Here is an 18,901-nt window from a genome sequence, read left to right on the forward strand (position 1 = left end):
ATCCTCCGAAATAAAATTTCATGATTTAGAATAGAGAGCCTTGAACTGTTACCGGTTTAACGGCCTGTATGGTTCCTTTCAACATGTCTTGAAGAAGTTTTTGGAATCCTGGCTGCCAATTAGAAGGACTAATTTTTATTTCCTTTCCTTCATACTCAATTGGTCCCAGCATTTTTTCATAACCGATAATCATACTCCAAACGGTGTAGAAAGTTATTTCAGGCTGTAATTCTGGACGAATACTACCATCTTTAATCCCTTGGCTAACCATCATAACACCAATCTTAGCAGGTTCATGATGGATTTCTAATAACTTTTCAAAATGTGAGGAATTAAGAATTAGTGGGTTTATCTCTGATCTAGTATCTGGATTATTATATTTTTTCATTAAATCCAGAAAGTTCAAAATAGAATCGTAATAAACTTGGTTCTTTCTTGCAAACTCAGGGATACGAATTGCTAATTCACTAAGCATTTCTAGGCCATTTTTTCCCTTTGCTCTATAAACTTCCCGAAACTCATCTTTGAATTGATCGAAAGCTTTTTTAGTTAATGCCATAAAAAGGTCTTCTTTATTTTTATAATAAAAATAAGTAAGCCCTTTGCTGATCCCCGAATTTCTTGCAATATCTTCCATGCGAGTTGCTTGAAATCCTTTAGTGGTAAATAGTGCGACTGCAGAATCTAAAATTAGCTTTTCCTTATTGTTTTTTTCTCTAGGCATGGGTATTTAATAGAATTATGGAAGACATACCAAAGGTATTAAACTTGGGTCAAAAAAAAGTGTTTGATTTTTCTTTTATTTCAAGAAAGAATAAAAAAGGCCTTAAAAATTATTTTAAGGCCTTTAAGTAATTGAATACAGTTCAATTATTTGATTTCTACGATATAATAATTTTTCTTTCCTTTCTGAACCAATAAATACTTGTCCTGCAAAAGTTCAGTTGAAATTTTATTCGTTGGGTTTGAAATCTTTTCTTTATTTATACTGACACCTCCACCTTGGATCATTTTTCTTGCTTCGCCTTTCGAGCTAAAGATCACTCCTTGAGAAGCTTCTCCAAAGAGATCAAGAACAGTTTCAAAACCCTCAAATTCTTTTTTACCAATTTGAACCTGAGGAACTCCTTCAAAAACTTGAAGGAAAGTTCTTTCATCTAATGCTGCTAGGTCTTCTGTTGAGGACTTACCAAATAAGATTGAGGAAGCTTTTACTGCCATGTTATAATCATCTTCGCTATGCACCATGATTGTGACATTTTTTGCAATCTCTTTTTGAAGGGTTCGCAAGTGGGGTGCTTCAGCATGCTGAGATTCAAGTTCTTCGATAGTTTCTTTATCCAAAGTAGTAAAGATTCTAATATATTTAGAGGCGTCTTCATCTGATACATTCAACCAAAACTGATAGAATGCATAAGGAGAAGTTTTTTCTGAATCCAACCAAACTGAACCTCCTTCAGTTTTACCGAATTTTGTGCCATCAGCTTTTGTAATAAGCGGTACTGTCAATGCGTATGCACTACCTCCACCCATTCTTCTGATTAATTCAGTACCAGTAACTATATTCCCCCATTGATCTGAACCTCCTAATTGGATCGAACAATTCTCATTTTTCCATAAATGGTAAAAATCATAACCTTGAATTAGTTGATAGCTGAACTCAGTAAAGGATAGCCCATTTCCGTCCTCTAATCTTCTTTTAACAGAATCTTTGGACATCATATAATTCACCGTTATATGCTTGCCAACGTCACGGATGAATTCTAAAAAGCTGAATTGAGACATCCAGTCATAATTATTTACCATTTCCGCCTTATTGCTTGTCTCGGCTGAAAAGTCTAGAAATTTGGATAGCTGTGACTGTATGCAAGAAACATTGTAATCAAGAGTTTCCTTGTTTAACAGGTTTCTTTCAGCTGATTTAAATGATGGGTCTCCTATCATTCCTGTTGCTCCTCCTACTAAAGCAAAGGGTTTATGCCCCGCTCTTTGAAAGTGCAAAAGAGTCATGACGCCTACAAGATGGCCGATGTGCAAAGAATCTGCTGTCGGATCAAAACCAAGGTAAGCTGAAGCCATTCCTTTGGTCAAATGTTCTTCGATTTCGGGAGTCATATCCTGAAGCATCCCTCTCCACCTCAATTCTTCTATAAATGAATTCATTTAGATCTTATGATTTTTTAAAGTCGCAAATATAGTGCTCCTGATTTAAGCAGGGAAAAAATACCTATTTGTTTCAGCAATTTTTAAAAAATAGTAGGCAGTTATTAAATAAATCTTGATCCGTTCAAATTATCCTTCGAAATGGAGCAAGTTTTTTTATTTACTTTCAGGGAAACAATTCATTATTTATGAAATCAATAATTTACTCTCTTGCAACATTCCTTTGTATTCTAATTGGAAATCAAGTTTTTGCCCAAAACACACCGCAATGGATGCGATACCCTGCAATTTCTCCTGATGGCTCTCAAATAGCTTTCACCTTTAAAGGTGATCTTTATTTGGTTCCAAGTGCTGGAGGAAAAGCGCAGCAGATTACTTTTCACGAGGCCCATGACTACAAGCCTGTTTGGAGTAAAGATGGTAAGCAAATAGCATTTGCATCTGATCGATATGGGAATTTTGATATTTTTTTAATGGACGCTGTTGGAGGCCCTGCTACTAGACTTACCTTTCATTCCAATGATGAGCAGCCTTTTGATTTTAGTGCGGATGATCAACAAATCCTATTTGGAGCTACCAGGATGGATATTGCTGAGCATAGGCAATATCCCACTGGATCGCAACCTGAGTTATATCAAGTGCCAAGAAAAGCAGGAAGAGTAGACCAAGTTTGGACAATCCCCGCAGAATACGTTCAGACCAGCAAAGATGGGTCTAAGTTAATCTACCATGATAAAAAGGGGGGAGAGAATGAATGGAGAAAGCATCATCAATCAGGAATTGCGCGAGACATCTGGATGTATGATGGAAGCACAAATAAACACAGTATGCTTACCTCGTTTTATGGTGAAGATAGAAACCCCGTATTTTCACCCGATGAAAATGAAATCTATTACTTGAGCGAGAAAAATGGAAGCTTTAATGTCTTTTCAATGCCTGTTTCCAATCCTTCTCAATCAACAGCACTTACTAATTTTGATGGGTTTCCAGTTCGCTTTTTGACAATTTCTAATTCTGGTCTCATGAGTTTTGGCTTCGATGGTGAGTTATATACCATGAAGAAGGGAGAGTCTCCTAAAAAGCTTGAGGTCAACATTCAAACTCAGGCGATTAGTAATTCAGATAATTTTATTTCTATCAATGGAGGAGTAAGAGAAATGGTTGTATCTCCAAATGGAAAAGAAATCGCATTTATTGCTAGGGGCGAAGTCTTTGTTACTTCAGTTGATGGATCATTAACTAAAAGAATAACAAACACACCAGAACAAGAAAGTTTCCTCGAGTTTTCTCCAGATGGTAAGTCAGTAGTTTATTCAAGTGAAAGAAATGGAAAATGGAGTATATATCAAACAAAGAAGGTAAGGGAGGAAGAACCATTTTTCTTTGCATCAACCCTTTTGGAAGAAAGTCCATTAATCTCTTTAGATCAAGATACTTATGTAGGAAAATTTTCTCCGGATGGAAAAAAATTCGCTTATGTTGAGGGTAGGAGGACGTTGAAGGTGAAAGATCTATCAACTCAAGAGACTGTGACATTAATGACTCCTGAGCAGCTTTTTCATATGAGAGATGGAGATCAATATTTTACATGGTCTCCGGATAGTAATTGGTTATTGGCTACTTATAGACCTACCATGGTTAATTCAGAGGTGGTTCTTCTTGATGCAACTGGAAAGCAAGAAATGAGAAACCTTACTAATAGCGGATATGGAGACAACCAGGCTATATGGGTTAATGATGGAAAGCAAATGTTATGGTTTTCCAATAAGGATGGCATGAGAAGTTATGCGACTAGTGGGCGTACGCAAGACGATGTTTACACATTGTTTTTTGAGAAAGAAGCATGGGATAAATTCAGCATGTCAAAAGAGGATTTTGATTTAATGAAAGAAATTGAAAAAACCCAGAAGAAAGATACAGAAGAAGAAAAAGGAAAAACTGATAAAAAAGATGATAAAACAGTTGAGAAGATCGTATTTGACTGGGATGGTATTGAAGATAGAAAAGCCAGATTAACGATACATTCATCCAACCTTGGAGACGCTGTACTTTCCAAGGACGGAGAAAAATTATATTATTTAACGAGTTTTGAAAAGGGTATGAATCTTTGGAGCACGAATCTTAGAACCAAAGAGACGAAACAGGAAATTGCCTTGGATGCGAATTACGGAAGTTTGATGTGGGATAAAGACCAGAAAAATCTGTTTTTATTATCAAATGGGAGTATTTCCAAGATTAACCCTGAATCAATGAAAAAAGAGAATGTGAAAATTTCCGGTGAAATGACTTATGATTCAAAGGCTGAAAGAGAATACATGTTTGAACATATTTGGTTGCGTACAAAAGGTATTTTTTATACTCCAGACATGCATGGAGTGGATTGGGAAGCCGCTAAAGTAGCTTATGAGAAATATCTTCCTAGCATTGGAAATAGTTATGAATTTGCAGAAATGATTTCAGAAATGATTGGAGAATTAAATGTCTCTCATGCTGGAGCGAGATATTCAAGAAGTATTCCAATGGCAGACCAAACTGCATCTTTAGGGGTTTTCTGGGATTATGATTATAAAGAAGATGGAATCAAAATTGAAGAAATAATCTCTGGTGGACCACTTGACAAAGCCGACTTTGAAATTAAACCAGGAATGATAATCAGAAAAATAGATGGTGTGACTATATCAGCTGATCAGGACTTTGCGAAATTTCTGAATAGAAAAGTTGATGAATTTACTTTGCTTGAAATAGTTGATCCCAATTCAGGGAATTCCAAGCAATTAACTATGAAACCAATATCTCTTAGGGAGGAGAATCAATTACTCTATAAAAGATGGGTTAGAAACAATCAGAAGGAAGTAGAAAGCCTAAGCGATGGGAAGTTAGGGTATGTCCATATTCCTGGAATGAGCGACGGTCCATACCGAAATGTTTATGAGGAAATGATGGGGAAATACCATGATAAAGAAGGGGTCATTGTTGATACTCGTTTTAATAGTGGAGGAGATTTAGTAGCCGATTTGGCCATGTTCTTTACTGGAGAAAAATTTATCACGTACGCTACAGCCTCAAAAGAAGTTGGCTATGAACCGACTGCAAGATGGACAAAACCTACTTTAGCGATGTTTAATGAAGCTAATTATTCTGACGGTCATTGTTTTGCATCTGGATATACAGATTTGGAAATAGGAAAGACCGTCGGTATGCCAACTCCCGGTACTTGTTCCTTCGCAGGATGGGAAGGTTTACCTGATGGAGCCAGATGGGGAGCTGTACCGATTTCTGCTAAAAACAAAGCGGGAGAATGGATGGAAAATAATGAAACTAGACCTCAGTTTGAAATAAAGAATATGCCCGGAAAAATTGATCAAGGCATCGATGAGCAATTGGTGAAAGCTGTCGAGGAATTACTAAAAGATGTAAATTAAAAAGAGCTTTTCAGCTGTTTGAAATAAAAAAACCTAGCAAAAGATTGCTAGGTTTTTTTGAATCGAATTCATTAAATTATTGATAATCTTTCGTGTTTAAAGTCTCATCATTTTTAAAGAATTCAGTAAGTTTTCCAAAGGAGTTGTCAAAATACCCGTCGAGCAACTTTTTGATTGTGAAAGTTCTATATTCATCTTTTGAAACGATTGGAAAATATTCATGGCTTTTTCCATAAGATTTATGACTTACAAATCCTTTTCTCTCTAAGATTCTTACAATAGTCGAAACAGTATTGTAGGCTGGTTTTGGTTCTGTCATTGATGAAAGAATATCTTTTACAAATCCTCTTTCGATTTCCCAAAGGATTTGCATAATCTCCTCCTCGGCTCTGGTTAATGGTTTCATAATATTTTAGGCGTTAAGTTTTAAATCGAAGGAAAATTATTCGTTTAGTTTCACAAAAACAAAGAAACTTTAGTTAAATTCTACTTTTCCTACAAGATAAATTTATTTAGTACAAAAAAATCACCTAGAATAATACAAAAAAAGCTACTTATTTAGACTTTTTCTGATTTAAGATGTTTTTAATTTTATGACTTTCGTTGCGTGAAGGAGTTTCACGATGGGATATGTTGGATCAAATTCATACCACTTTACTGCAAAATTAGGCCTGTTTGGGAGCTTGTGATGATTATTCTGGAATAACTCACCTAACATTAAAACGTCCAAAAGCAGGCTATTTTTCGATTTATCATTGTTGTCAAAATTAGAATATCCATATTTATGGCCGCTCCAATTTACAATCGCCCCATGTACAGGTCCCATTAAAAAATGTATAGGAAGCAAGAAATACATCCACCAATGCGTTCCTGGCATATCGAATACAGAAATACAAAGTACATAAATCAATACATATAAAAGCCCCCATGCCACTCGGATATACATGGTGTCTGCAAACTTATCAAACCTATTCCAATCAGGGATATCTTTTGAAAATCTCTCTTCTGGCGTTAATCTAAAACTAAAATATTCATTGTATATGTTCTTAGTCTTCCACATCATAGTAAATAGATTTTCTGTATGGTGTGGACTATGGGGATCTTTAGGAGTATCAGAATAGGCGTGATGCATTCTGTGCAAAATCGCATAGGCTCTAGGAGACAAATATGAACTGCCCTGCCACATCCAAGTAAAAATATAAAAGAAACGTTCCCAATATTTATTCATCACAAACATTTGATGAGCAGCATATCTATGCAGGAAAAAACTCTGGCAAAATAAAGAGAAATACCAATGTAAAAGGAAGAAGATTATAATTATCACTAGTTGAATATTTAAATTGAATGCACAAATATAAGTCACTCCAGTCTAAAAAAGTTTATTTTTAAACCTAGACTTTAATATCATGATATGATAAAAATCAGTTTTCAAGATAATTGATTAGAGTTCTTAAAAAATTGTAATATGAAAAGCTCATCTAAAGCAGGTAATTTTTTGACCAAGATTCTTATTGGAGGTATTTCAGTTCTCATTGCTGAGTTCCTACTACCAGGAATTCATATTGATTCTTTTATGACAGGATTTTTGCTTGCTGCTGTGGTTATTTTGATAAATATAACGATCAAACCTATTCTAATTCTCTTGACCCTTCCCATTACAATCTTAACTCTAGGATTATTTTTATTAGTAATTAATGCAGTTGTTTTGCTTTTGGCTGCTGAAATTATTCCGGGTTTCGAGATTGATGGTTTTTGGTGGGCTCTTTTATTTGCGGTTGTATTAAGTATTATAAACTCTCTTTTTGGAAATAGTCTCGATTCTGATAATTGAGGAACAAAGTTTTTTTTAAGTTTTAACCCCCTTTTTGAATTGAACTAGCCTTGATAAATATAACATTGATCAGCCTAGCTTTTCCTAACCTTTTGAAAAAAACAACTTTTTAATAAGTTTTAAAAAAGCCGTTCACAGATATTATTATGAAATCTAACTTTCTTGATTACGATTTTTTTGGATTACTTGAGTTTTTTCATAAAAACTTGCACAATGTTGTGGATTTAATTTTATTCGGTTACATTTTGAATGTATATTAATATTCTATTTATTATAACGAGTTTATCAATGAAAACACCTTCCAAGCTTTAAAATTTTTACCAATGTCGATTACAAATGAGGGATTTAATCCTGAAAATATAGAGAAGCTCAGATCTGAATTGAAAAAATCAGGGAAATCTTTTAAAATCATCCCAGATGAAGAAAATTCAGATGAATTTGTAAACTTTTATTTCATAGGAATGTATGAGGGGAAAGAGGTCATTTACGATGCCGCTTTGTATACTTTAAGATTACACCATGCTAGTGAGGTTTATGAAATTGCTGAACATGAGGCTGCAAAAAAATTCCCAAACTTTAATGGGATTTCTTATGAAGAGGATGAAAATGGAAACATGCTACCATTGACAAGTGAACAAGAAGAGGTTGGGTGGTTTATTACTGAAATGATAATGGAGATGGAAGAGGAAGAAACCGTGAAAGTTCAGGAGTTTGTTGACATAGATACCTTCCATGATTATGGAATTGGCTTGGACGCTTCATTAAATGTGGAATTTATTGATGATCAGGTAATATCTAAATTTATCACTGAATTTAATGATGATACTTTAGAACTTGACGAAACTATGTATGCGTTTCAGTCAGAAGAGGAGGATGTTTGAGGTAGCGAAAAATTAACTTTAAGAAAACATTTAATTATTTGCGCTTGTTACAAATCAAGCGCTTTTTTTATGCTTAAGATTGCCTGGTCACCATTGTATCCTCACCCATTGCCAGAAGGCCATCGATTCCCTATGGATAAATATTTGCTTTTACCGGAGCAATTAAAATATGAAGGTACCGCTTCAAAAGAGAATTTTTTCGAACCAGTTGATTTGGATGAATCCTACATAATAAATACACATGATAAAGAATATTGGGATAAGCTTAAGAGCTTAAAGCTTTCAAAATCAGAAATAAGAAAAACTGGCTTTCCACTTAGTAAAAGTTTAATTGATAGAGAGGTCAATATTCTTTCAGGTTCAGTTCAGGCAGCATTATTTGCAAAGGAGTTTGGTATTGGAATGAATATAGCAGGAGGCACGCATCATGCATTTACAAATAAAGGAGAGGGATTCTGTTTATTAAATGATCTTGGAGTTACGGCAAATTATTTATTGGAGAAAAAAATTGCTTCCAATGTCTTGATAATTGATCTTGATGTTCACCAAGGAAATGGGACTGCAGAAATTTTTCAGAACAAAAAAGAAGTCTTCACATTTAGTATGCATGGTCAGTCAAATTATCCTATGCACAAAGAGAAATCAGATTTAGATGTCGGACTTCATGATAAGATTGAAGATGAACAATATTTAAGTCTGCTGAATTTTCACTTAAACGAAATTGTCAAAAGGTTCACTGCTGATTTCATTCTCTATCAATCTGGAGTTGATGTTTTGAAAACAGATAAGTTGGGAAGATTAGGCTTAAGCATAGATGGAATAAAGCAAAGAGATAAAATTGTTTTGGATTTTGCAAAATCCAGTAATATACCGATCATGTGTTGTATGGGCGGTGGATATTCTCCTCAGTTAAAAGAAATTATAGATGCCCATTCTCAGGTTTTCCGTTTAGCACAAGAAATATTTTTTTAGATTCTTTAACCGATTTTAACCCTTGATAATACAAGCGCCCCTTGCAAAATCAATAGTTTCTTTATATTTGCGCCCTTGTAAACTATAATGAAAACAAAGTGAAAAAAGGATTAAAACTGTTCGGTATTCTAGGATTGGCTACAATGCTATTTTATGGATGTAATCAACCTGCGACCACATCTACAGAAGGAGAAACTACTGCAGCAAAAGGAGCTGCTGGAGAATTGAAAGTAGCATTTGTTTACACTGATTCTGTAATTAATAAGTATGATTATTTTGTAAAAAAGTCAGAAGAAATTACAGAAAAGGGCAAAAAATTTGAAGGCGAACTTCAAAGTCGTGCTCAAGGTTTTGAAAGAGAAGTTGCGAATTTTCAGCAGTCAGCTAACACTATGACGCAAAACCAAGCTTTAGCTAAGCAAGATGAATTGGGAAAAAAGCAACAGAACTTAATGACTTACAGAGACAATTTAATGCAAGAACTTTCTGTTGATGAAGCAAATCTTTACAATGAAGTGTATACTCAAGTTCAGGATTTCCTAAAAAATTACGCAGAGGAAAAATCTTTGGATGTGATTTTATCTTATACAAGAGGTGGTGCAGTTTGGTACGCTTCTGATGCCATGGATCTGACAAATGAAGTTATCGAAGGATTAAATAAAAATTATAACAGTAACCCAACTGATTCGGTAAAATAAATAATTGCTGAAGAATAGATTGAAACCCGGTTTAAACCGGGTTTTTTTGTGCTGAAATTTTGGGTAATTTTGAAGCACAATGAAATAATAATCGAATGACAATTACGGAATTTTTAAAACACAACTACCGTCATTTCAATGCAGCTTCTTTGATAGATGCGGCTGATGGCTATAAATCTCATCTTGATAATGGTGGAAAAATGATGGTAACACTTGCTGGTGCTATGTCAACTGCCGAATTAGGCATTTCACTCGCAGAAATGATCCGTCAAGACAAGGTTCAAATAATCACTTGTACAGGTGCCAATCTTGAAGAAGATGTATTTAATCTTGTAGCTCATAATTATTACGAGAGAATCCCTAATTATCGTGAATTGACTCCAGCACAGGAACAAGACCTAGTCGAGCGTCATATGAATAGAGTGACTGATACTTGTATTCCTGAAATGGAGGCAATGAGGAGAATCGAAAATGTCATTTTAGAAGAATGGGTAAAAGCTGATCAGGCGGGTGAATCTTATTTTCCCCATGAGTTTTTCTATAAGATCTTGCTCTCTGGGAAATTAGAGCAATTTTATCAAATTGACCCGAAAGACAGCTGGTTGCTTGAGGCTGCTAAAAAGAATTTGCCAATTATCGTACCTGGTTGGGAGGATTCTACATTAGGAAATATGTTTGCAGGGCATGTGATTACTCAAGATGTTAAAAATGTGCATACTGTTAAAACTGGAATTCAATACATGATCTTCTTGGCTGATTGGTATACAAAAAATGCTACAGATGAAAGTACTGTGGGATTTTTCCAAATTGGCGGAGGAATTGCGGGAGATTTTCCTATCTGCGTTGTTCCAATGCTTCATCAGGATTTACAAAGTGATAATGTACCGCTTTGGGGTTATTTCTGCCAAATTTCAGATTCCACAACTTCCTATGGATCCTATTCAGGTGCCGTTCCAAATGAAAAAATCACTTGGGGAAAATTGGGTATAGATACTCCAAAATATATTATTGAATCTGATGCAACAATTGTGGCCCCGTTGATATTTGCTATCGTATTGGGTCAGTAAAAATGAATATAAAATTTTCTACATATCTGATAGCAAGTGGCGTAATTCTGCTTGCTTTTTCCTTTTCTATTAATCTTAAAGCGCAAGAGTTAAAATCTCTTTCTGGTGCGAATAGCCCACAAGATGATCAAAACCCTGTTTGGGTAGGAGATAATGTTTTGCTTTTTACAAGAGCATTTCACCCTAATAATTTGGGTGGTGTAACAGATCCAGGAGATATTTGGATGACCAAAAAGAATGAGGAGGGAATTTGGGAAGAAGCAATTCATCGTGCAGATTTAAGTACAGACGGCTATGATTTTGCCTTAGGCTTAGAAGATGTTTTAACCTTGTTGGTCTATCACAAGGGCTCTGGAAGAAATGGAATGTATCAATATTCAAAATTCGGAAAAGACTGGAATTTTTTAAGACAAGTAAACTTTTCCGGGTTAGAAGATCTTCAGGGACAACTATTGGGAAGAGTTGCAAATGGTGGTAAACTAATTTTTTTATCAGGAATAGGCCCTGAATCCTATGGAAATGAAGATATATATATAAGCGAAAAAACGGGTATTATTGATTGGTCAGAACCTGTTAATTTAGGCTCCGCTATCAATACAAAGGGGCAAGAAATGAGCCCTTATTATAATCCATCAACTCAAATTCTTTATTTCGCTTCAAATATGCATCAGGGTGCTGAAGGGAAAGACATTTTCATTGCTAAGAAAATAGGAGAATCATGGAAGGACTGGAGTAAACCAGTGAAGTGGGAGCAGATTAGTTCAAGAGGATCGGAAGTTTCAGTCACCTTTATCAGTGAAAATGAAATTGTCTGGTCCAGCACCATGAACAGTGATGGCTTTGCAGATTTAATGACCTTTGAAACAATAGTACCCTTAGAAATTCCAACTGAATTTTCATCGGCTCCTCCTGCCATTCTTCCTCCAAAAGCTAGTATACAGGAAGGGATGCCAAAAGGGGATAATAAATCCATTACTCCCATATTTCCAAATACTGCTATTGGTAAAGCAGAAATTCAATTGAGCCAATTAGAGAATCAAAATTCTAATAAGGTTGATGATGGTTTAGAACCTATTGTTTCTTGGTTGGTGATCGATACGAAAAATAAAAAACAATTGGATTTTGATCTTGAGTTTTATAAAAATTCAGAAGTTGTTAGCTTACCAAATAAGGATTCTATATCCGTATCAGATTTGAAAGCAATTGGAGTTAATGAAGTGAAAGTAAGTTCTGAAGGTTTCTTTCCTAAAGATTTGAATATAAACGAATTAAAAATTGGTGATAAGACCGTGGTTTTGTTGACAAAATTAGAACCAGGAAGTATTCTAGTTTTAGAAAATGTCAATTTTAAAAGAGGTACCTCAGAGTTAGAAGGCCTGGATACCGAAGAATCTCTAATTGGAATAGCTAGGTTTCTAATTAATAATCCAGATGTAAAAATTAGGATAAATGGGCATACTGATAATGTTGGTGATCCCGGTTTAAATAAGGGACTATCTTTAGAAAGGGCAGGAAGCGTAAGGGATTTTCTGGTAAGTAAAGGAGTTGAATTTGAAAACTTAAGAATATCCGGCTGGGGAGGCTCTAGACCAATAGCTTCAAATGCCACCGAGGTAGGAAGATCAAAAAATCGAAGAGTAGAATTAGAAGTTATTCAATAAATAAACTAGGGCAATCATAAAATAGCCCCATTAAGTCAAATGCTTAATGGGGCTATTTTTCATTCTGACTCTTATTCAAAGAGAATATCCTTCTCTGTAAACCCTTTTTACAAATGAATTGGCTGGCTCAAAGTTAGTTATCTTCATATTTTCACCATCCCAAAGTAGCTTTATTCCTCTTCCCGGATAATCGTATTGACTTTCTTCCCCTTCTCTTGCTATTCGATAATCATAACTTCTAATCGCTAAATTCCCCATTAAAACAGATTCTGTTAGTGGACCAGCAACAGAGAAAGGAGAGCTCAATTGATCAAATTCTTTAGATCCATGACCAGCTATACAAGCTTCAACCCAATTTGCATAATGGCCTCTATCTCCACCCGGAACCCTATATAATGTTTCTGGTACATTTATTTCTTTTGTTTTACTTGTAGGAAGAAGTTGAGGATTTATGCCATAAGTAGAACACATCATTTTCCCTTCAGTACCTTCTATAATAACCCCATTTCCGCCATCACCCATTTGTTCATTTGCCTCAAGTTCCTCGGGTCTTGTTGGTTGGATTCCACCATCCATCCAATGAAATTCCAAATCTTTTTCTCCGGGTCTATCGAATCGTAGCGTAATATGGGATGAGGGAGGACAGCTTTCAGGAAAATAACCTCTTTCAAATTCCCCAACATAAACTGAACCAACAGAAGCTTCGGCGGATTTTGGATATCCTAACCCAAGCACTCTAAAAGGTGGCTCCATAATATGACATGCCATATCACCTAATGCGCCTGTTCCATAATCCCACCAACCTCGCCAGTTAAATGGAACCAAATTACCGACATAATCTTTGTAAGGTGCAGTACCTAACCAAAGATTCCAATCGAGATCTGCTGGAGGCTCAATTGGCACCGTAGGCCATTGAATTCCTTGAGGCCAAACAGGTCTGTTTGTCCAAGTATATACTTTAGTTGCCTCTCCAATCAGTCCTGCATTGTACCACTCTACCATTTTTCTGACTCCGTCTCCAGAGGATCCTTGATTTCCCATTTGGGTTACTACTTTATATTTCTCAGCAGCTTTAGTTAGCATTCTTGCTTCGTAAATATCATGAGATAAAGGCTTTTGGACATAAACATGTTTTCCCATTTTCATAGCCATCATTGCAATCACTGCATGCATATGATCAGGTGTTGAAACAGAGACAGCATCTATATTGCCCTCTTCCTTTTCAAGCATTTCCCTATAATCCTTGTAATAAGCTGCTTTTGGATGCGCATCCCGACTTTGCTTCGCTCTAGTGTCATCTACATCACAAAGTGCAATCATATCTACTTTCCCTGTAGAAAAAATACCTCTGACGTCACCGCTCCCCATTCCGCCGACACCTACACTAGCAACTCTTAACTTATCACTAGGAGCAATAAAACCTGTACCTCCCAAGACATGTCTAGGAACAATATAAAAACCCGCTAAGGCAGTGGTAGAAGTTTTTATAAAATCTCTTCGGGAATTGGTGGAGTTGGGATCTGATTTTTTCATTTTATTTCAGGTTATTTGTAAGGAACCTTAAATTAGAAAATGCTTTTTGATTTTAATAAAAGTTTCTGCATTTAGGTTCTTTTCTAAATAAAAGTAAGTGCCTCAATTTTACTTGTATGATCTATAATATCAAACTTCTTAATTGAATAAATTTATAAAATCATCTTAAGATTTTTAAAATTTTAAGGTAAGTTTACATAAAATTTTGACGAATGAAAAAATATATAATTGGCTTTCTCTTATTTTCCACTTCAATTTTAATTAGCTGCAATGAACCTATAAATGGTTTGGAAGAAGCTTCAATTATCCCACTGCCCACCTCTATTCAAGCAGGTAATGGAGCTTTTGAGTTGAATGCCTCCTCTAGTATTCAATTTGTTGGGAGTTCACCTAATCTTTCATATTTAGGGGAAGTTTTAGCTTCTAAATTAAAGCCTGCAACAGGCTTTGAGTTAGCTGTAGGAACTGAAGAAGGTGATATCCAACTTGTCCTTAGTGGGAATGATAATTCTGAAAGTTATTCAATTGATATACAAAAGTCGAATGTTGTAATTACAGCTAGTTCCGAGGCGGGTCTTTTCTATGGAATTCAAACACTAGTTCAACTTTTTCCTGTGCAAATTGAAAGTTCAACAGTGGTTGAAGAATCATGGAAAATACCAACTGGTAAGATTGAGGATAAGCCCGATTACTCTTACAGAGGCTCTATGCTTGATGTTGCAAGACATTTTTTCGGAGTTGAAGATGTCAAGCATTATATTGATCAAATGGCTGAATTGAAGCTTAATTACCTGCATCTTCATCTCACAGATGATCAAGGTTGGAGAATTGAAATCAAATCGTGGCCAAACCTTACTTCAATAGGAGCCCAAACAGAAGTTGGAGGAGGAGAAGGTGGCTTTTTTACGCAAGAGCAGTATAAAGATATCGTTGATTATGCCGCGAAAAACTACATAACAATTGTTCCAGAAATAGATATGCCTGGACACACCAATGCCGCTTTAGCATCTTATGGTGAACTAAATCCAGGGGTAAATTTACCAGATGGCGATTTTGCGACTATGAAAGAGGGTAAGATTGATTTCGATCTCTTGGATAAGAATCCTCAGCCTGCAGAATTGTATACAGGAATTGAAGTTGGTTTTAGTACTCTTGCAACCAATAAAGAAATCACATACGAATTTATTGACGATGTAATTCGTGAGATTTCAGAGATTACACCTGGTCCTTATTTTCATATAGGTGGAGATGAGTCCCATGTTACCGAAAAAGATGACTATATCTATTTTGTTGAAAAGGTACAGGAAATCACTGCTAAATACGGTAAGATAAGTATTGGTTGGGATGAAATAGCTACAACAAAGTTAGCAAAAGGGAATATCGCTCAATTCTGGGCTTTGGAGGAAAATGCAAAACTTGCGAAGGATCAAGGGAATCAAATTTTAATGTCACCAGCTAAAAGGGCTTATCTCGATATGCAATATGATTCCACGTCAAGATTAGGGCTTCATTGGGCTGCCTATATAGAGCTTGACTCTGCTTATATGTGGGATCCTGCAAATTATGCTGATGGAATTTCAAAATCAGATATTTTGGGAGTAGAAGCTCCTCTTTGGACAGAAACAATTACAAGTAGAGCTGATATAGAATATATGGTTTTCCCTAGGCTAGCCGCTATTGCTGAGATTGCTTGGACACCCACTTCAAAAAGGGAATGGACTGATTTCCAAAGAAGAATTGCAGTTCAAGGAAAAAGATGGGATATCAACGGTATTCAATTCTATAAATCTCCTAAAGTAAACTGGTAAGATATTACTGCGAAAAACCCGGACATCAATTATCAGAGTTCGGGTTTTTTTTATTTACTATATCCTCCAAAAACCTTTGATGTTGCTCAAATTGGGGCTATTATCGACCTTTAATTATTTATTTAAACTCTACAAACCACAAAATATTATTTTATGGGTGATCTAATTATTTCCTTCAGCAACTGGATTTGGGGAACTCCAATGTTGATCATGTTGATGGGGGGAGGAGTGATCCTGTTCTTTCATTCTGGGTTTATCCCTTTTCGTAAAATTGGACATGCTGTAAGGGTTTTAAGTGGTAAATATGATAATGATTTAGCTCCAGGGCAAATTACTTCCTTTCAGGCTTTGTCCTCGGCAATTGCTGCAACTGTTGGTTTGGGAAATATAAGTGGGGTAGCCATAGCAATAAATATGGGTGGTCCAGGTGCTATTTTTTGGATGTGGGTTTCTGCATTTGTGGGTATGGCAACCAAATATTATACCTGTAGTCTTGCGATCATGTTCAGAGGAAAGGATTCAGCAGGAGAAGTACAGGGTGGTCCCATGTACGTTATCGAGGAAGGAATGGGTAAAAAATGGAAGTTTTTGTCAGTTATATTTTGCACAGCAGGAATTCTTGGTCTCCTGGCAATTTTTCAAGCAAATCAGTTAACTGCAGTCCTTAGGGCTGTAATATTTATCCCAGCAGGTCTCGATGGGGGAGAAACATCACGATTTGTTATTGCAGGGATAGATCTTGGTCAATCGACAAGATGGATACTTGGCGGTTCTATGATGGTCTTGGTAGCAATAGTAATTTTGGGAGGAATCAAAAGAATAGCTGCAGTTGCTTCAAGGATGGTTCCTTTTATGGTTATATTATATTTTTTATCTGTTCTCCTTATTGTATTTAATTATCTGGGTGAAGTCCCTTCAATGTTATGGTTGATCGTTGAAGATGCTTTTACAGGTAAAGCTATTGCGGGGGGTGCTGTGGGTGCTGTTATTATTACTGGAGCAAGAAGGGCTGCTTTTTCTAATGAAGCTGGAATTGGAACTGCCCCAATGGTCCACGGAGCTTCAAAAAACAATGAACCTATTCGAGAAGGATTAATAGCGATGTTAGGGCCTTTTATAGATACCATTGTTGTTTGTACACTTACAGCTTTAGTGATTCTCCTTACAGGAGTTTGGCATACTACAGAATCTGATGGAGTGAGATTGACTTTAAATGCTTTTGAGCTCGCTCTGCCTAGTTTCGGTAAATATTTACTTATGATTGCAGTTTTAGTTTTTGCGCTTTCTACAATGTTTACTTACTCTTATTATGGACATAAGTGTTTCAACTATTTATTTGGAGCCGAAAAAGCAGATTATTATAACTATTTTTATTTGGCGACCATAGTACTGGGAGCGGTTGCTTCTCTTGATGTAGTTATCAGTCTTGTAGATGGGATGTATGCCATTATGGCAATTCCAACAATGATTTCTACGCTATACTTGGCCCCCAAAGTAAAGGAAGCCTCAAAAGATTATTTTAAAAGAATGAAAAACGTTTAAGAATTGAAAATTTTAATTTCTCCCAATGCTTTCAAAGGAACACTTACTGCACTTGAAGCGGGAAAAATTTTAGCGTCAGAACTTAAACATAAATACCCCCAATCTAAAATAGAAATACATCCCATTGCAGATGGTGGAGATGGAACTTGTGAGTTATTGGGGTATTCGCTTAAACTCTCATCAAGGCAAATTTGGAGTTTAGATATAAAAGGAAAACCTAAAATCGGAACATATTTTTATGATGGATCTAAAGCCTATATTGATGTTTCCAATGTATCAGGTATTGGATATTTAAATCCAGATGAACTCGAAATTAGAGTTTCTTCAACTTTTGGAACAGGTCTTTTGATCAAACATGCGATAGAAAATGGAGCATCTGAAATAATATTAGGACTCGGAGGAAGTGCTACAGTTGATTTGGGTATTGGGATATTGCAAGCTTTAGGCCTTTTGTTTTTGGATGAAAATGGTCGCGAACTTACTCCTTTTTCTTATGATATGCTTTTTAAAATTAAACACATTCAAAAACCTATCAATTTCCCAAAAATCGATTTTACCTGTGTTTGTGACGTAAGAAATAAATTTGGAGGTGATGAAGGTGCTATTCCAGTTTTTGGGCCTCAAAAAGGTTTAAAATCTGTTGATTTTCCAGAATTTGAGGCTCAAACACACTTTCTTTTAGATCTCTTGTATAAAAAAAATAACTTAACCTTTGTAGATAAGCAAGGGTTCGGGGCAGCTGGGGGGATTGCAGCTGGTTTATCTGCATTTTTTAAAACTAAGATAGAAATAGGTTCTTCGTATTTCTTTAAAAAAACTGGGCTTAAAGAAAAACTTGTTACCTCGGATTTGATTATCACGGGGGAGGGGAAATATGATAATCAATCAGAATCTGGAAAAGCCTGCTTTGAAATACTTCAAATGGCAAAGCAAAATGAAAAGATAATATTTTTAATTACATCGGGAGAAGGACTTTCCAAGCACGGATTTGATAAAGTATTTTACTTGCCAAAATTAAATTTCCTTCTAGATGATTTTAAAGAAAAAGCTAAGAAAAATCTTAAGGAATTATCAAGTCAGATAGAATTAAAATAAAAAAGGAGGCTTTAAGCCTCCTTTACTGATTTATTAAAAGTTAGAATTACTTCTTTTTTGAAAAAGTACTTCTCACATCAATTGCTGAAAGTCCTGCGCCTAAACCAATCAACACACATACAATAAGTATGAAAATTTGTGCTCCAAAAGCGATAGGCGAACTGAATACATCAAGTAAAATCATAATTTTTATTTATTGAGGTCAATAATGCTCGAAGATAATTTCAA

Annotated in this window: 15 protein-coding genes; 10 read left to right on the forward strand and 5 right to left on the reverse strand. The window is 35.6% G+C overall.

Annotated features, from left to right (window positions below; genetic code table 11):
• Positions 1-25: 25 nt before the first annotated feature.
• Together AAGF08_RS12960 and tyrS are read right to left on the reverse strand one after the other, a co-directional pair.
• Positions 26-724 carry a TetR/AcrR family transcriptional regulator gene (locus tag AAGF08_RS12960; RefSeq protein WP_343511635.1) on the reverse strand — a complete coding sequence of 233 codons (699 nt, stop codon included), beginning with the start codon at positions 722-724 and terminating at the stop codon, positions 26-28.
• Between the two features lie 146 nt (positions 725-870).
• Positions 871-2,163: a tyrosine--tRNA ligase gene (gene tyrS / locus AAGF08_RS12965; RefSeq protein WP_343511636.1), complete on the reverse strand. Its 1,293-nt coding sequence runs from the start codon at positions 2,161-2,163 to the stop codon at positions 871-873.
• 188 nt (positions 2,164-2,351) lie between these two features.
• Between tyrS and AAGF08_RS12970 the strand changes: the two genes are divergently transcribed.
• The gene (locus tag AAGF08_RS12970) at positions 2,352-5,585 is read left to right on the forward strand and encodes a S41 family peptidase (RefSeq protein WP_343511637.1); all 3,234 of its coding nucleotides are present in this window, start codon (positions 2,352-2,354) and stop codon (positions 5,583-5,585) included.
• Positions 5,586-5,661: 76 nt separating this feature from the next.
• Here AAGF08_RS12970 and AAGF08_RS12975 read toward each other — a convergent pair whose 3' ends face one another.
• Positions 5,662-5,991 (reverse strand): BlaI/MecI/CopY family transcriptional regulator, encoded by a 330-nt coding sequence (locus AAGF08_RS12975; protein ID WP_343511638.1) that lies wholly within the window; start codon positions 5,989-5,991, stop codon positions 5,662-5,664.
• A gap of 168 nt (positions 5,992-6,159) precedes the next feature.
• On the reverse strand, positions 6,160-6,909 hold the full coding sequence (locus AAGF08_RS12980; protein ID WP_343511639.1) for an acyl-CoA desaturase: 750 nt from the start codon (positions 6,907-6,909) through the stop codon (positions 6,160-6,162).
• Between the two features lie 141 nt (positions 6,910-7,050).
• Here AAGF08_RS12980 and AAGF08_RS12985 point away from each other — a divergent pair, with 141 nt between their 5' ends.
• The 6 genes from AAGF08_RS12985 (at position 7,051) to AAGF08_RS13010 (ending at position 12,695) form a co-directional block, all read left to right on the forward strand.
• The gene (locus AAGF08_RS12985) at positions 7,051-7,416 is read left to right on the forward strand and encodes a phage holin family protein (protein ID WP_343511641.1); all 366 of its coding nucleotides are present in this window, start codon (positions 7,051-7,053) and stop codon (positions 7,414-7,416) included.
• Positions 7,417-7,739: 323 nt separating this feature from the next.
• On the forward strand, positions 7,740-8,297 hold the full coding sequence (locus AAGF08_RS12990; protein ID WP_343511643.1) for a hypothetical protein: 558 nt from the start codon (positions 7,740-7,742) through the stop codon (positions 8,295-8,297).
• Between the two features lie 69 nt (positions 8,298-8,366).
• Positions 8,367-9,269 (forward strand): histone deacetylase, encoded by a 903-nt coding sequence (locus tag AAGF08_RS12995; RefSeq protein ID WP_343511644.1) that lies wholly within the window; start codon positions 8,367-8,369, stop codon positions 9,267-9,269.
• Positions 9,270-9,367: 98 nt separating this feature from the next.
• Positions 9,368-9,967: an OmpH family outer membrane protein gene (locus AAGF08_RS13000; protein WP_343511645.1), complete on the forward strand. Its 600-nt coding sequence runs from the start codon at positions 9,368-9,370 to the stop codon at positions 9,965-9,967.
• 95 nt (positions 9,968-10,062) lie between these two features.
• Entirely contained in the window at positions 10,063-11,034 is a 972-nt protein-coding gene (locus AAGF08_RS13005) for a deoxyhypusine synthase family protein (protein ID WP_343511646.1), read from the forward strand.
• 2 nt (positions 11,035-11,036) lie between these two features.
• Positions 11,037-12,695: an OmpA family protein gene (locus AAGF08_RS13010; protein WP_343511647.1), complete on the forward strand. Its 1,659-nt coding sequence runs from the start codon at positions 11,037-11,039 to the stop codon at positions 12,693-12,695.
• 75 nt (positions 12,696-12,770) lie between these two features.
• On the opposite strand, the gene AAGF08_RS13015 is transcribed toward AAGF08_RS13010, so the two are convergent.
• Positions 12,771-14,228 (reverse strand): Gfo/Idh/MocA family oxidoreductase, encoded by a 1,458-nt coding sequence (locus AAGF08_RS13015; protein ID WP_343511648.1) that lies wholly within the window; start codon positions 14,226-14,228, stop codon positions 12,771-12,773.
• Between the two features lie 212 nt (positions 14,229-14,440).
• Between AAGF08_RS13015 and AAGF08_RS13020 the strand changes: the two genes are divergently transcribed.
• The 3 genes from AAGF08_RS13020 to AAGF08_RS13030 all read left to right on the forward strand — a co-directional run bounded on the left by AAGF08_RS13020 (position 14,441) and on the right by AAGF08_RS13030 (position 18,673).
• The gene (locus tag AAGF08_RS13020; RefSeq protein WP_343511650.1) at positions 14,441-16,036 is read left to right on the forward strand and encodes a beta-N-acetylhexosaminidase; all 1,596 of its coding nucleotides are present in this window, start codon (positions 14,441-14,443) and stop codon (positions 16,034-16,036) included.
• Positions 16,037-16,189: 153 nt separating this feature from the next.
• A complete protein-coding gene (locus tag AAGF08_RS13025; RefSeq protein ID WP_343511651.1) occupies positions 16,190-17,578 on the forward strand; it encodes an alanine/glycine:cation symporter family protein in 1,389 nt (462 codons plus the stop codon).
• Between the two features lie 3 nt (positions 17,579-17,581).
• On the forward strand, positions 17,582-18,673 hold the full coding sequence (locus AAGF08_RS13030; RefSeq protein ID WP_343511652.1) for a glycerate kinase: 1,092 nt from the start codon (positions 17,582-17,584) through the stop codon (positions 18,671-18,673).
• Positions 18,674-18,901: the final 228 nt, after the last annotated feature.

This window comes from Algoriphagus sp. SE2, assembly GCF_039563885.1.
Taxonomy (GTDB): Bacteria; Bacteroidota; Bacteroidia; order Cytophagales; family Cyclobacteriaceae; genus Algoriphagus.